The sequence below is a fragment of the Rhodococcus sp. BP-261 genome (assembly GCF_019835205.1).
In the GTDB taxonomy this organism is placed as follows: domain Bacteria; phylum Actinomycetota; class Actinomycetes; order Mycobacteriales; family Mycobacteriaceae; genus Rhodococcoides; species Rhodococcoides kyotonensis_B.
Map to the genome: position 1 here is coordinate 158871 of NZ_JABUCO010000004.1, position 14904 is coordinate 173774.

12 protein-coding genes, 1 tRNA gene and 1 other RNA gene are annotated in these 14904 nt (G+C 66.1%); 3 read left to right on the plus strand and 11 right to left on the minus strand.

Features of this window, described 5'->3' with window-relative positions; genetic code table 11:
- Nucleotides 1-153 precede the first annotated feature (153 nt).
- From HQ354_RS06485 to HQ354_RS06510, 6 genes are all read right to left on the minus strand, one after another.
- Complete coding sequence (locus HQ354_RS06485) at nt 154-2391, minus strand: DNA polymerase III subunit gamma and tau (protein WP_222634386.1); 2238 nt, start codon at nt 2389-2391, stop codon at nt 154-156.
- A gap of 62 nt (nt 2392-2453) precedes the next feature.
- The gene (locus tag HQ354_RS06490) at nt 2454-3029 is read right to left on the minus strand and encodes an HhH-GPD-type base excision DNA repair protein (RefSeq protein ID WP_114330403.1); all 576 of its coding nucleotides are present in this window, start codon (nt 3027-3029) and stop codon (nt 2454-2456) included.
- 23 nt (nt 3030-3052) lie between these two features.
- Nucleotides 3053-3856 carry a transglutaminase family protein gene (locus tag HQ354_RS06495; RefSeq protein WP_114330402.1) on the minus strand — a complete coding sequence of 268 codons (804 nt, stop codon included), beginning with the start codon at nt 3854-3856 and terminating at the stop codon, nt 3053-3055.
- 37 nt (nt 3857-3893) lie between these two features.
- On the minus strand, nt 3894-4547 hold the full coding sequence (gene phoU, locus HQ354_RS06500; protein WP_222634385.1) for a phosphate signaling complex protein PhoU: 654 nt from the start codon (nt 4545-4547) through the stop codon (nt 3894-3896).
- Between the two features lie 149 nt (nt 4548-4696).
- Nucleotides 4697-5992 carry a lipase family protein gene (locus HQ354_RS06505; RefSeq protein WP_261768515.1) on the minus strand — a complete coding sequence of 432 codons (1296 nt, stop codon included), beginning with the start codon at nt 5990-5992 and terminating at the stop codon, nt 4697-4699.
- Nucleotides 5993-6184: 192 nt separating this feature from the next.
- Nucleotides 6185-6868 (minus strand): TetR/AcrR family transcriptional regulator, encoded by a 684-nt coding sequence (locus HQ354_RS06510; RefSeq protein ID WP_068423562.1) that lies wholly within the window; start codon nt 6866-6868, stop codon nt 6185-6187.
- Between the two features lie 104 nt (nt 6869-6972).
- Here HQ354_RS06510 and HQ354_RS06515 point away from each other — a divergent pair, with 104 nt between their 5' ends.
- The gene (locus tag HQ354_RS06515) at nt 6973-8493 is read left to right on the plus strand and encodes an MFS transporter (protein ID WP_222634384.1); all 1521 of its coding nucleotides are present in this window, start codon (nt 6973-6975) and stop codon (nt 8491-8493) included.
- Nucleotides 8494-8536: 43 nt separating this feature from the next.
- On the opposite strand, the gene HQ354_RS06520 is transcribed toward HQ354_RS06515, so the two are convergent.
- Both HQ354_RS06520 and ffs read right to left on the minus strand, forming a co-directional pair.
- The gene (locus HQ354_RS06520; protein WP_222634383.1) at nt 8537-9826 is read right to left on the minus strand and encodes an aminotransferase class I/II-fold pyridoxal phosphate-dependent enzyme; all 1290 of its coding nucleotides are present in this window, start codon (nt 9824-9826) and stop codon (nt 8537-8539) included.
- Between the two features lie 34 nt (nt 9827-9860).
- Nucleotides 9861-9955: signal recognition particle sRNA small type (ffs, locus tag HQ354_RS06525), an RNA gene on the minus strand.
- An 84-nt stretch (nt 9956-10039) separates the two neighbouring features.
- Between ffs and HQ354_RS06530 the strand changes: the two genes are divergently transcribed.
- Nucleotides 10040-10127, plus strand: a tRNA-Ser gene (locus tag HQ354_RS06530).
- 45 nt (nt 10128-10172) lie between these two features.
- Here the strand turns inward: HQ354_RS06530 and HQ354_RS06535 are convergent.
- Nucleotides 10173-11906 carry a hypothetical protein gene (locus tag HQ354_RS06535; protein ID WP_222634382.1) on the minus strand — a complete coding sequence of 578 codons (1734 nt, stop codon included), beginning with the start codon at nt 11904-11906 and terminating at the stop codon, nt 10173-10175.
- Nucleotides 11907-12030: 124 nt separating this feature from the next.
- On the opposite strand from HQ354_RS06535, the gene HQ354_RS06540 reads away from it, so the two are divergent.
- Nucleotides 12031-12591 (plus strand): TIGR03086 family metal-binding protein, encoded by a 561-nt coding sequence (locus HQ354_RS06540; RefSeq protein WP_222634381.1) that lies wholly within the window; start codon nt 12031-12033, stop codon nt 12589-12591.
- Between the two features lie 61 nt (nt 12592-12652).
- On the opposite strand, the gene HQ354_RS06545 is transcribed toward HQ354_RS06540, so the two are convergent.
- Together HQ354_RS06545 and HQ354_RS06550 are read right to left on the minus strand one after the other, a co-directional pair.
- Nucleotides 12653-13399, minus strand: coding sequence for a 3-hydroxybutyrate dehydrogenase (locus HQ354_RS06545; RefSeq protein ID WP_114330395.1), 747 nt, complete (start codon nt 13397-13399; stop codon nt 12653-12655).
- Nucleotides 13396-14808, minus strand: a complete 1413-nt coding sequence (locus tag HQ354_RS06550; RefSeq protein ID WP_222634380.1) for an MFS transporter — start codon at nt 14806-14808, stop codon at nt 13396-13398. The genes HQ354_RS06545 and HQ354_RS06550 overlap by 4 nt, the downstream gene beginning before the upstream one ends.
- Nucleotides 14809-14904: the final 96 nt, after the last annotated feature.

The window sequence follows — 14904 nt, forward strand, 5'->3', positions numbered from 1 at the left end:
CGCTTTCGTGCTGGGTCCGCGAGCATCCTTGTGCTGAGCTAGGACCCATTTCGGGGAGCCAGCACCCATATTGCTGAGCTAGCACCCCTGATCAGGTCCGAACAGGGGTGGTAGGTCGCCAGAAAGGGTGCCAGCTCCAGCGCCTGGGCATCACTACTCCTTCAGAGGTGTGGCACCCAGTTCGGCCTGCAGCAATTCCATCGCGACGGTCTCGGGGTCGCGTCGGATCGTCGGGTCGGCGGGTTCGGCTGCAGCCTTGAGCAGCTCTTCCTCGTCTTCGGGTGTCTCCGGCGGCGGAGGCCCCGGAGGTTCGGGGTCGTCGGGGTAGTCCGGCGCCTCGGGCGGGGGAATGTCGTCGTAGTCGCCACCACCCGAACCGGACCGTGCATCATCGGACGCGGGCCTGCTCTGGCTCGGCCGCGAGAACTTGGTGGGCGCGGACTTCGGCGGCTCGGGTGCCGCTTTCGCAACGGGTGCTTCCTCCACCGGAACCGCAGCTCCGACGACGCACGTCACCGCCCAGTCGACGCCGAAGACGTCACGTAGCGCGTCGCGGATGACGTCGGCGTTGCGCGGCTCCTGCAGTCGCTTCGCGAGCGGCGCTGAGTCGTGGCCGAGCGTGATGGAATCCGCTTCGACCGCACGCACCGACGCGCCGGACAGCATGACCTCGACGGTGCGGCTGCGTTCACGCACCTTGGCTCGCACCTCGGACCACACCGCACGTACTGCGGCGGCGTCGGGTGCGGTCGACCCGACCGGGGCGGGCTCGGGCTCCGGTTCGGGCTCAGGTTCAGGCTCGTACGCCGGCTCCTGCGTCGACAGCGGTGGCGGAACGGGATCCGGCTGCGGCGTCGGCTCGGGTTCGGGCTGCGGTTCGGGCTCGGGTTGCGGAGTGGGTCGCGGCACGGGTGCCGGTTCCGGCGTCGGCTCCGGTTGGGGCGTCGGCTCCGGTTCGGGGACGGGCGCGGGCTCGGGAGTCGGCACAATGACTGCAGGAGGGGCCGCGGGCGCTGGAGGGGCCGCGGGTGCTGGAGGGGCCGCGGGTTCTGGCGGAGTTACGGGTGCAGGAGGGGCCGCGGGTGCTGCGGCGGCAGCCTCGGCAGCCGCACGTTGCGACGGCCGAACGAACTTCGGCGCGACCTCGTCGGCCGGGGCAGCAGGCGCGGGTGCCGATTCGATCGGGCGACGCGTCGTTGCCTGCTGTACGGCTGCCTGCTCACCGGCGGGCAGAGTCACGTCGAGACGACGCTCGAGACGTTCCAACCGTTGCAGCACAGCCGATTCCGCGTCGGACGCCGACGGCAGAAGCATGCGCGCACACATGACTTCGAGCAGAAGCCGTGGCGCCGTGGCGCCGCGCATCTCGCCGAGTCCGGCGTGCACGATCTCCGCGTAGCGGGCGAGGGTCGCCGAACCGATGCGTTCGGATTCGTCCTTCAGACGTTCCAACACGTCGCCGGGGACGTCGACGAGACCACGCTCCCCCGCGTCGGGAACCGCGCGCATGAGAATCAGGTCGCGGAGACGCTCGAGAAGATCGGTCGCGAACCGTCGCGGATCGTGCCCCGCGTCGACGACCTTGTCGATCGTGCCGAACAGCGACGCACCGTCACCGACGGCCAGGGCGTCGACGGCTTCGTCGATCAGAGCGACGTCGGTGACGCCGAGCAGCGACAGCGCGCGCGGATACGTGACGCCCTCGGGCCCGGCGCCTGCCAGCAGCTGATCGAGCACGCTGAGCGAGTCACGCGGCGACCCACCGCCGGCACGAATGACCAGCGGATACACCGGATCCTCGACCGGAACGGATTCCTGCGTCGTGATCTTCTCGAGCAAACCGCGCATGGTCGACGGCGGCAGCAGTCGGAACGGGTAGTGGTGCGTCCTGGACCGAATGGTCGGCAGCACCTTCTCCGGCTCGGTGGTCGCGAAGATGAAGACCAGATGCTCCGGCGGCTCCTCGACGACCTTCAGCAAGGCGTTGAAGCCAGCCGTCGTGACCATGTGCGCCTCGTCGATGATGAAGATGACGTAGCGTGACTCGGCCGGGGCGTACACGGCCTTGTCTCGGAGATCACGAGCGTCGTCGACGCCTCCGTGGCTGGCCGCGTCCATCTCGACGACGTCGAGGTTGCCCGGCCCACCCGGGGCGAGAGCGACACACGAACTGCAGACGCCGCACGGCGTCGACGTGGGCCCTTCGGCGCAGTTGAGAGACCGCGCGAGAATACGGGCGGACGACGTCTTACCGCAGCCACGAGGGCCCGAGAAGAGGTATGCGTGGTTGATCCGACCTGCGTTGAGTGCGACGCTCAACGGCTCGGTGACGTGCTCCTGCCCGACGACCTCGGCGAACGTCGCTGGACGGTACTTCCGGTAGAGAGCCACGCACAGAAGGGTACCGGCGAGCACCGACACCGGCACTCATGGCCCACGCGCCCCCGCGCGACTCACTTCTTCTTCGCGGCCGCCTTCGCTGCCTTCTTGAACTCCCGGACTTCGAGGAGCGATTTCTCGTCCACGACGTCCGCGATCGACCGACGTGACCCCTCGTCGCCGTACGCGCCGGCGGCCGTGCGCCAGCCGTCGGGAGTGACGCCCATCTGCTTGCCGAGAAGCGCCAGGAAGATCCGCGCCTTCTGGTCGCCGTAGCCGGGTAGCGCCTTCAGTCGCTTCAGCACCTCGGCGCCGTCGGGATTCTCGCGTCGCCAGATCTCGTCGGGCTTGCCGTCGTAATTCTCCACGATGTACTCCGCCAACCCCTGGATCCGCTTGGCCATCGAACCCGGAAACCTGTGCACCGCAGGAGTTTCCGCGCACACCGCCGCGAACTCGTCGGGATCGGCGGCTGCGATGGAGTCGACCTTCAGATCACCGAGACGGTCGACGAGCTTCTTCGGACCGGCGAAGGCGGACTCCATCGGCACCTGCTGGTCGAGAAGCATGCCGATGAGCAACGCGAACGGATCCTCGGCCAGCAATGCATCGGCTTCGACATCGCCGGTCAGGTGCAACGTGGGAGACATGGCCCCGATCTTCTCACGCAGCGCTAGGTGATCGAGACCATCTGCGTGATGTCGTCGAACGGCAACGGACCGTCGACGACCGCTCCGACGATCGTGTTGTTCAACGTGATCGCGCCGCCATGGTTGTCGAGGAACGCCGTGTCGGCGGCGTCGCGCCCCGTCGCGATCCGGACCAGCGTCGACCTCGGTGCCAGGCAGGTGGCGTCGACCACCCGCCAAGTGCCGTCGACGAACGCTTCCGCGACAGCGTGGAAGTCCATCGGATCACATCCCGGCGCGTAGACCGCGACGAGCCGCGCGGGCACGCCCACCGCGCGCAGCAACGCCACGACGAGATGCGTGTAGTCGCGGCAGACGCCTGCACCCGCCAGCAGCGTGTCGACGGCACCGTCGATCGGGTCACTGCTGCCCGGTACGTAGTTCAGGCGGGCACCGACCCACGACGACACTTCGGCGAGAAGCTTCTCCGACGGCTCGTAGTTACCGAATTCCGTTGCGGCGAAGCCGAAGAACTTGTCGGTCTCGGCATAGCGACTGGGTCGGAGGTAGAGCGACAGATCGTAGTCGGACACCGGCGCCGGCTCGGCGTGGCCGAGAACCGTCGCCGAATACGACACCTCGAGCTTTCCGACGCCCGCGCGCAGCGTGTGGATGCGGGTGCCGTGCGCACCTTCGATCTCGCGGACCTGAACGGGAGCGCCGTCGAGCGTGAAGGACAACTCCTCGGTGACGTCGGCGCCGGGGTGCGGCGCGACGGCGATCTGGAACTCGAGAACGCTGGCCTCGGTGACATCCACGTCGAGGTAGGCGGACACGTCACGTTTCATCGTGCCGATCCTGCCACTGCCGACGGAATTCCGCTGTTCAAGCGTCGTCGGGACGAAGTTCACCGGTGACGAGGAAGGTGACTCGCCTGGCCACTTCGACGGTGTGGTCGGAGTACCGCTCGTAGAACCGGCCCAACAAAGTGATGTCGACGGCAGCAGGGACGCCGTGCGGCCACTCGGGCGACGACGTCAGCTCGAAGAGGCTGCGGTGCAGATCGTCCATCGCCTCGTCCTTGACGCGAAGCTGTTTCGCCAGGTCGGCATCACGGGTCAGCAACACCTGACGTGCCGCGTCTGCCTGCTCGACGGCGACGCGTCCCATGTCGGCGAACACGGCCTCCACCTCGTCGGGCAGCACGTGAGCCGGGTGGCGCCTGCGCACGAGTTCCGCGATGTGAATCGCGAGCCCACCCATCCGCTGGAGGTCCGCGACAATGTGGATGCCACTGACCATGATTCGAAGGTCGAGGGCCACCGGCGACTGCAACGCGAGCACAGAGAACGCATCCTGTTCCCACTGCGCGGCGAGCACGTCGATCTGTTCTTTGCTGCTGATGGTCGTCTCGGCCAACCCGAGATCCGCCGTCAGGAGAGCCTTCGTCGCCGACGCCATCGCGTCTTCCGCGAGCGTGCACATCTCGGCGAGATCAGCCGAGAGCGCGTCGAGCCGGCTGTTGTAGTTCTCACGCACCGCGGACCACCGTCCTGTGCCCCGAAATCGAATTCATGCCCCATGTCCTCACCGTCGCGCCGCCGATTACGCCCTCTTCTGGACGGAACGATCTGCCTACAGATTGGCACATCATGGTAAGTGCCGGTTGCGCGACGGTGAGATCGGCGTCAGCAGTTGGTCGGCGCAGGCACGCCGTAGAAGCGGTCCTTCATCCAGTTCTGCGCTTCGCCGAGGCCCAGGATGTCCGGAATCAGATGTCCCGCACCGGATCCCGGAACGATGGCGGGAAGCTGCGCGCTGCTGAGCTGAACCGTCGCGCCCTTGCCGCACCACGCACCGCCGAGTTCGACGGCCTGGCCATGAGGCACGATGTCGTCGGACGTGCCGGACTGGATGAGAACGGGCGCGTTCGGTGTCCGTTCGCCGATCTTGTTCTTGGCCAGGATCTCCTGCGCGACGGGAAGACGGTCGAGCACCACGGACATCGGTTCACCGGTCGTCGTGTACTCCTGGGTCCGATGCAACCCCACGGTCAGAATCGTCTCTCCGACACATTGATTCGCAACGAGGTTCAGCATCGCCTTGCCCACGTCGTTGATGTTCTCGTCGATGATCGGACGCAGCCCGGGATCCGATTCGAGCAAGCCGTTCAAGGTGTAGCCGATGACGCCGGTGAGAATCGTGCCGTCGACCTGGTCGAGCGTCTGCTTCAGATCCGCCGGGGGTGCACCCGCGTACGTTCCGGCGATCTCGAGTTCGGGAGCATATTCACCGGCCAGTTCCGCTGCAGCCGCCGTCGCGCCACCTCCCTGCGAGTAGCCGTACAGACCGAGGGGTCCGCCACCGGACACCTTCGTACCCTGGATCTTTCGCGCCGCGCGCGCCGCGTCGAGCACCGCATGAGCTTCGGCCGCCCTGTTGACGTACGTGTGTGCACCGGGAGTACCGAGGCCTTCGTAGTCGGTGATGACGACGCCGTAGCCCTGCGACAACATCGAGTACGCCGCGAGCACCTCGTACTCGACCATGAAGCCGAGCGGCGGCGTGTACGTGATGACGTTGTTGAGCATCTTCGACGGCGCGCACTGATCACCCTGTCCCTGGGTGCCGGGGGCCAGTACGACGAGCGGACGTTCGCCGGGCCCGGTCCAGTTCGCGGCCGGGTCGATGTAGGTGCCCGTCACCACATTGGCATCGCCGTTGGAATCGGTGCTGCGGTACATGATTCGCGTGGCCTCGCCGGGAAGGGTGCCGCCGATACCCGGAACCGACAACGCGAGGTGCGACGGTTCGGTGCGGATCAGGTCACCCGGGGACCCCGCGGGAAGCGGGTTGGGCGGAACGTAGAAATCGGATTCGACGGTCGACCCGGTCGAGGGCGCCGCCGTCGCCATCGGCGTCAACGCCGTGGCGGCGATGACCGCAAGGCCCACAGCCGATCCGAACACCCGTGACACACGCATGCTTTCAACCCCCGTCGTCTTCGAGACTCCGCTTTCTTACTCAGCGGTAGCAACACTTTCGACGGACCCTACGTGATGGGAGCCACAAATCGGAAGCGTGTGTTTCACCCACCACGACGACTAGTGAGATCTCACAAGACCCACACGGTTCGACGTCGAGCTCCACCCGACGCTTCTCGTGCCACCTGACAATCAGCGCTTGCGACGGTGCAAAGCCGTCTTGGCGACGAGAATTTCCTCGGACGTGAAAGCGCGGCCAGGAAGGTCGCTCGCAGCTCCCGGTTCGGCGCGCAGGCCGTCGAGCACGAGAGTGAAGTATCGCTTCCAATTCGCCGGCTCGACACTGCACGTGAATTCCGATGCTGCCCCGACCATTCCGATCAACGGAAAGAAATCGTTGACCTCGACGTCGGCGCGGAGCTGACCCGACTCGCGTGCCCGTCGGACGATCTTCTCGACGAACGGATCGATCTTCTCGCGCACCTGGGCGATGCCGTGACACCCCTCGTCAGTACCCATGACGACGTCGTTCAGCCCTCGGTCCGCCGAGATCCCCTGACACAGACTCTCGAGGAACATCACAAGACCGTCCCAGGCGTCGTCGGCCTGCAGGGCCTTCTCCGCGTGGGCGAGCATTTCCTCCAGCCGCTGCTCGAAGACGCCGTCGATCAACTCTTCCTTACAGGAGAACCGTCGATAGACAGTGCCGACTCCGACCTTCGCATGGGCCGCCACGTCGTCGAGGGTGATGTCGATACCGCGCGACGCGAACAGTTCGCGCGCCGCATCCACGATGCGCCTGCGGTTGCGCTCCGCGTCGGCGCGCAACGGCTTTCGGCCTGCGCCTGCGCCGGCTGTGTCGGCTCTCACACTCATTCGATGTCCGTTTCACCCGATAAGCGGAGGACAGTCCTCCGCTTAGCTGCTACCTTGTCCAATAACCGGAGGATACACCTCCGCATAGTCGATCAGAGGAAACCATGACCGCACTGTCTTCGGACGACGTCACGTCGTCAGGGCCGGCAACGGAGGAACTCGCCGATGCCAGAGCCCATCGCAATCGCTGGCTGATTCTGGCCACGCTGGGGCTCGCCCAGCTCATGGTGGTGCTCGACGCCACCGTCGTGAACATCGCGCTTCCCGCCGCCCAGCTCGACCTCGGCTTCGACAACGCGAATCGCTCGTGGGTCGTCACGTCGTACGCTCTCGCCTTCGGCAGTCTGTTGCTGCTCGGCGGTCGCCTCAGTGACTTGTTCGGACGACGCAACACGTTCCTGATCGGGCTCGTCGGATTCGCCGTCATGTCGGCCGTCGGAGGGGCTGCTGTCAACTTCGGCATGCTGGTCGCCGCACGCGCCGGCCAGGGTGTGTTCGGCGCTCTGCTCGCACCCGCCGCTCTGTCGCTGCTCGCGACCACCTTCACCGACGCGAAGGAACGGGCCAAGGCATTCGGCATCTTCGGTGCGATCGCCGGTGGCGGCGGTGCACTCGGCCTGCTGCTCGGCGGTGTGTTGACCGAGTGGGCAAACTGGCGATGGAGCCTCTACATCAACCTCGTGTTCGCCGCGCTGGCCTTCGTTGCCGGTTTCGTCCTGCTGGCGAAGCACAAGTCCGACCACCGTCCTCGCCTCGACATCCCCGGCACGCTGACCGTGTCGGCTGCGCTGTTCGCCATCGTCTACGGCTTCGCCCACGCCGAGTCCGACGGCTGGGGTAACACCGTCACCATCGCGTTCCTGGTGGCAGGCGTCGGCCTGCTCGGTGTGTTCTTCAGCATTCAGCAGCGCGTCGCGCACCCGTTGCTGCCGCTGCGCATCATCCTCGACCGCACACGTGCCGGATCGTTCCTCGCAGTGTTCGTCACCGGTGCCGGCATGTTCGCGGTGTTCCTGTTCCTCACCTACTACCTGCAGAACACGCTGGGATTCACCCCGATCACCACCGGCTTCGCGTTCATGCCGATGATCTTCTCGCTCATCGTCACTGCGACGCTGTCGACGGCCATCGTGCTGCCGCGCTTCGGTCCGCGCGTCCTGATGACGACCGGCCTGTTCGTCGCCGCGCTCGGCATGGGACTGCTGACGCAGATCGACGTCGACTCCAGCTACGTGACGCACATCCTGCCCGGCTTGATCGTCATGGGTCTCGGCCTGGGCGCGACGATGGCTCCGGCGATGCAGGGTGCGATCTCGGGCGTCGACCCCGACGACTCGGGTGTCGCGTCGGCGACGGTCAACACGATGCAGCAGGTCGGCGGTTCGATCGGTACCGCTCTGCTGAGCACCATCGCAGCCAGCGCGGCGACCGCGTACGTCACCGACAACATGGCAACCGCGACGGATCCGCTCGCGCTGCAGGCACACGCGGAGATCGCCAGCTACACCACGACGTTCTGGTGGGCCACCGGCATTTTCCTGCTCGGCGCGGTCATCTCGGCGATCGTCGTCAAGCCGGGCCTGCTACCCGCCGCGCCCGAGGGTGCGGTCGTCGTAGGCCACTGACCGGCCCGTGAGTGCGAATACGTAGCGGGCTATGTATTCGCACTCACGAGGTGTGCAGCAGCTTCTCGGCCGCAGCCAACAGAACACAGGTCGCGACGCCGTCCATGGCCTTCTCGAGTTCGTCCAACGACGGGAAACTCGGGGCGAGACGGATGTTGCGGTCCTCGGGATCCTTCTTGTACGGGAACGCGGAGCCGGCCGCGGTCAACGCGATACCGGCGTCCTTCGCCAGCGCGATCGCCCGAGCAGCCGTTCCTTCCAGCACGTCGAGCGAGATGAAGTACCCGCCCTTCGGCTCGGTCCAGGACGCGATCTTCGACGCACCGAGACGGTCCTCGAGAATCTGCAGAACGAGCGCGAACTTCGGCGCCAGGATGTCGCGATGCTTGGCCATGTGCGCCTTGACGCCCTCGGCGTCACCGAAGAAGCGCAGATGGCGCAGCTGATTCAGCTTGTCCGGTCCGATGCTCTTGATGCCGAGATACTTCTGGTACCAGGCGAGGTTCTCGTCGGAGCTGCCGAAGAAGCTGACGCCTGCCCCGGCGAACGTGATCTTCGACGTCGACGCGAACACGAACGGCCGATTCGGGTTGCCGGCGTCCGCTGCCCAGCCGAGGACGTCGTACGCAGGCGCGAATTCTTCCGCGATCGGGTGGACGGCGTACGCGTTGTCCCAGAACAACCGAAAGTCGGGTGCGGCCGTCGGCATCGACGCCAGCGTCCGGACGACTTCCTCGGAGTAGACCGCACCGGTCGGGTTGGCGTAGTTCGGAACGACCCACATGCCCTTGATCTGCGGGTCCGACGCGACCAGCCGTGAGATCTCGGCGACGTCCGGGCCGTCGTGCAGCATCGGAATCGGAATCATGTCGATGCCGAGCGATTCGGTGATCGCGAAGTGGCGGTCGTAGCCCGGAGCCGGGCACAGGAACCGGATGTTCGGCTCGGCGGACCAGGGCCGCGGCGAATCGGGAAGACCGTGCAGCAGGGACCACACGACGAGGTCCTGCATGATTTCCAAGCTGGCGTTGTTGCCGGCCAGGAGGTTCCCGACGGGGATGTTCAGCAGTTCACCGAAGATCGCACGCAGCTCGGGCAGTCCGGTGAGGCCGCCGTAGTTGCGGCAGTCGGTTCCGTTGCCGTCACGAAAGTCGTCTCCGGGAAGCGTCAGCAATTCCGCGGACAGATCCAGCTGCTCGGGCGACGGCTTTCCGCGTGTCAGATCCAGGACGAGCTTCTCTGCCTTCAGCTGCTCGTACCTGGCGCTCTGCCGGTCGTGCTCGGAAACGAGCTCCTCATGGTTCATCAACCCGTACTGGGTCTGCGCTGACATGCGGAGCGGCCTTTCGCAGAAGCTGGTCCTCGAACAAAGGGGACCCCGCGCACCCGGCAGAGCCCGTTGACCCTTGCTGCCTTCCGGCCCTGGGGGAGTTCACAGGATGCGCGCCGCGCGGGATCCACCAGAGAGTGTAGCCGTCCCCGTCGCGGGGACACATCACCGCCCCGATTTGGGATCTGGAGGGGGTGACCCGGTATGCTTCCCCACGGAGGATTCGCCTAGTGGCCTATGGCGCTCGCCTGGAACGCGGGTTGGGTTAACGCCCTCAGGGGTTCAAATCCCCTATCCTCCGCCAACGGGCAAAGCCCCCTTGCATCACGCAAGGGGGCTTTTCTCGTCTTCAGCTGTTCGCCAGCATCACCACTCCGAGTGGGCCGCTTCCGATGCACACCGCACCGGTGGTCGACGCCGTCACCGCACTTCCGGCGCCGGTCAGCCGCACGTACACGGTGTTCAACCCGCTCCGCAGCGGCACCGACACCGCGTCCCCGGTATCGAGTTCCAGGTCGACGACGCTGTCACCGTCGGAGAAGTAGTTGAGCTGTACCGTCCAGTCCCAGTTCGGAACTGCCGCGTCGAGCGGCATCCGGGTCCGGTCCCCGACGCGATAACCGCACCCCGCCTCCGGACCCTGCGTAAGGCTGCGCGACGGGCTCACGACAGCAGGCACAACGTGACCGGAGTCGTCCAGATACTGCAGCACGGGCGTCGACGACGCGAAGTTCGGGTCGAGACTGCCGAAAATCCTCGCAGCGGAGTTCTCGGGATACGCCAGCGGCGTCAGCACCCACGGTGACACGGCCTGGTCCAGCAAGGGAATGTCTCGATGGTCCGCGAGCGAGTGCTTCGCGGTGGCCAGGTAGTCGCCTGCGGGATCGTCCTGCCACTTCGACAGGAAGGTGTACGACGACACGAGACTGCTGATCACGAAGACTGCGGCGACGACGATCCATCCGCGGCGCACCGGCCCGCCGGCTCGCGACCTGAGCATCAACGCGGCGCCGACGGTGATGACGACGGAACTGTCGGCGACGTATCGAAGCGTCTGCGCCAGTTCGTTCGCGGTGTCGGGGCCGGAGCGCGACAGCACCATCACCGCGACGGACACGGCGACATAACCCACCACGGCCGCCCAGACCGACCAATGACGTCGAAGCGAAAAGACCGCTGCGACAACGACTGCCACCCACGCCGCCACGACGAGCACGAGCGGCGGCGACGCCCACGGCCCCGCGGGTGGCCAGCGCTCCCACATCCAGGGCCCACCCACCAGTGTCGGCACCAATCCGAGCGATGTTCCGTGATGCACGAGTTCGGCTGTCGTTCGCCACCCGTGGAACGCGAGGCCGGCCCGGACGACGATCAGAAACAGAACGGCCCACACGGCCACGACGACACCGCACGAACACCACAGCGGTGCAGCACGTTTCCACGCCGCCCTGACTCCGAACACGAACGCGACGACACCGAACGCGAACAGCGGCACCACCACCGACTTCTCGAAGAACAGCAGCGACACGGCCGTGACGACCGCACCCGTCACCACATATCGCCGACGCCTCGTCCTCGCGTAGTCGAGCGCGTCACCTGCGACCCAGGCCAGCGCGAACTGCAGAGGGAGCGCGTTGAGCGCCGCGGCCCACCACGCGAACGACGGTAGCGTCAGCGGGGAGAACAGGTAGAACGTCAAGGGCAACAACAGAATCGGAGTATCACCGAGGATCTTGCGCAGCAATCGAAGAACCGCGTACGACGCGGCCGCCTGCATGATCAGCGACGTCACGGCGGGCAGGAACCATTCGAGCGGAGCGATTCTCGCCTGCAGGCCGGCGACGACGAATGCCGCGGGCATGAAGTGTCCGTCGTGGTCGTACAGCAGCAGGTCGGTCGAGAAGAGAGGGAAGGCGCTCCCGCGTCCGGTCAGGATCAGGTCGTCCCAGTAAAATCTTCCCGACGCCACCACGTACGCCCGGACGACCAGTTGGGCGGCGATCAGCACCAGCGCGATCGTCATCACTCGGTGCGTCGTCGTACGGACGGGCGGCGCCTCGCGCGCCGCCGTGCTCACGGTCATGGTGGCCCTCCCCCGCCGGACAGTACGACGCCCGAGCGTAGACGACGAGCCGTTCTCGAACCCGATCACTCGATGTCGGGAATTTCCAATCCGTCGGCAACCTCGATGTCGGAGAATCGGCACCATGACTTCCACCGAAACGGTTGCCGACCGCTACCGTCGCCTCGCCGACATCCTCACCCGCCGCATCGACGCCGTGCCGTCGGAGAAGTGGGACACGCCGTCGACCTGCGAGGGGTGGACGGTCCGCGACGTCGTCCAACACATCGTCGACACCGAGAAGGGTGCGCTCGAACCCGTCGGCCTGTCCATTGCCGACGGCCCGTCCTCCGCCGACGATCCCGTCGCGGCCTGGGTTCACACGCGTGACGCCATGCAGGAGATTCTCGACGACCCGTCCCGCGCGAACCGAGAGTACGAGGGCCACTTCGGCAAGACCGACCTCGCGTCGTCGATCGGGTCGTTCTACAGCCTCGACCTGATCGTGCATGCGTGGGACATCGCGCATTCCGTCGGCGCCCCGGACTCCATCGCCGACGAGGATCTCGATTTCGTCGAGGCGTTCATCGCGCAGGTGGGCGACAACATCCGTATGGACGGGGTGTGCGGGCCTGCTGTGGACGTGCCGGAGTCGGCCGATCGACAGACGAAGGTGCTCGGGCAGCTCGGTCGCGACGTGCGCTGACGCACCCGTGCGTGCTTGGTTGCCCTATGGTCCGACCATGCACGCACGGGCGCGGAGCGCATTACCGGGCCGACCACCCACCGTCCATCGTGTAGGACGCACCGGTGACCATGCCTGCGTCCTCGGACGCCAGCCACCCGACGAGCGACCCGACCTCGGCAGGTTCGACGAGCCGCTTGATCGCGCTCTCGGTCAACATGACCTTCTCGAGCACCTCGTCCTCGGCGATTCCGTGCGCTGCCGCCTGGTCCGCGATCTGCTTCTCCACCAACGGGGTTCGCACGTAACCGGGGTTCACGCAGTTGCTCGTGACGCCGTGCGCACCGCCCTCGAGTGCCGTCACCTTCGACATGCCTTCGAGTGCATGCTTGGCGGTGACGTAGGCGACCTTGTACTCCGATGCCCGCAGACCGTGCACCGACGAGACGTTCACGATACGACCGAACTCGCGAGAGTACATGCCGGGCAACGCAGCTCGAATCAGCAGGAACGGCGCCTCCACCATCAGCGTCTGAATCCGCCGGAACGCAGCGGGGTCGAACTCGACGATGGGAGCGACGGTTTGGATTCCTGCGTTGTTGACGAGGATGTCGACGTCGAGCTTCAGGGTCTCGAGCGCGGCGACGTCGAGCAGATCGACGGTCCACGCGTCGCCCTGCAGTTCCGACGCCAACTCCTTCGCAGCGACCTCGTCGACGTCGGCGATCGTGACTTTTGCACCGCGCGTTGCCAATTCACGCGCACACGCGGCGCCGATCCCGGACGCACCACCCGTGACGAGAGCGGTGCGACCGGTCAGATCGGTCATCGCTTCACATTCTGGTCGAGCAGACCCGCCTTGGAGAGCTCCGCCTCCGTCGCGAGGTTCTTCGCGTCGGCGATGTCGATGGACTCGAGAGCGAGGCCCTTCGTCTCGCGAGCCGCGATGACGGCGACGAGCGTCACGGCACAGGCCGCGGCGAGGTACCACGCGATCGGGACACCGGAGCCGAAGCGGTCCAGCAGCGCGACGGCGATGATCGGCGCGAGCGAGCCGGCGACGATCGACGTGACCTGGTAGCCGAGCGACACACCCGAGTAGCGCATACGCGTCGGGAACATCTCTGCCATGATCGCCGGCTGCGTCGCGTACATGAAGGCGTGGAACACGAGACCGATGATGATCGCCAACATGATCACGGCGTTGTGGCCGCTGTTGAACATCGGGAAGGCGAAGAAGCCCCACGTGCCCGCGGTGACGGCGCCGATCAGGTAGACCGGTCGACGGCCGATGCGGTCGGCGAGCTTGCCCACCAGCGGGATGACGCAGAAGTGCACGGCGTGCGCTGCGAGCATCCACCACAGGATGGTCTGGGTGTCGGTGCCGACCTCGACCTTGAGATACGTGATGGTGAACGTGACGACGAGGTAGTACATGACGTTCTCACCGAAGCGCAGGCCCATGGCGGTGAAGACGCCACGCGGGTAACGCCTGAGGACCTCGAAGACACCGTACGACGCGGCCTTGATGACCTCGGCCTGCTTCTGCGCCTCGACGAAGATCGGGGCGTCGGTGACCTTGGTACGGATGTAGTAGCCGACGAACACGATCACGGCGGAGAGCCAGAAGGCGACACGCCAGCCCCAGCTCAGGAACGCATCCTCGGACAGGACGGTCGTCAGGATCAGCAGCACGACGGTCGCGAGGAGGTTACCGGCGGGCACACCCGCCTGTGGCCAGCTGGCCCAGAAGCCGCGGCTCTTGTTGGGGCTGTGTTCTGCGACGAGCAGAACCGCGCCTCCCCATTCGCCACCGACGGCGAAGCCCTGGATGAAGCGCAGCGTGACGAGCAGCGCGGGCGCCCAGTACCCGATCTGGTCGAACGTCGGCAGGCAGCCCATCAGGAACGTCGCGCCGCCGACGAGCACGAGGCTGAACTGCAGCAGCTTCTTACGTCCGTACTTGTCACCGAAGTGGCCGAACACGATGCCGCCGAGCGGGCGTGCGACGAAGCCGACGGCGTAGGTGACGAACGCGGCGAGGATGGCGTCGAGCTCGCTCGTTCCCGCGGCGAAGAAGATCTTCGAGAACACCAGTGTCGCGGCGGTTCCGTAGAGGAAGAACTCGTACCACTCGACGATGGTGCCTGCCATCGACGCGCCGACGACCTTTTTGAGGCCGCTCGGGGTGGCGTCCGGGTCCTTCCCGGACGGGTCTGTGCGTTCTTCGACGCTCATTGCAACTCCTCATGTGAGACGGCATGCGAGGAAGCGGCAATTGTGACCGCTCCCACACATACTGGGTACGGCTGAGTATCGATGCAGAAAGTTGCG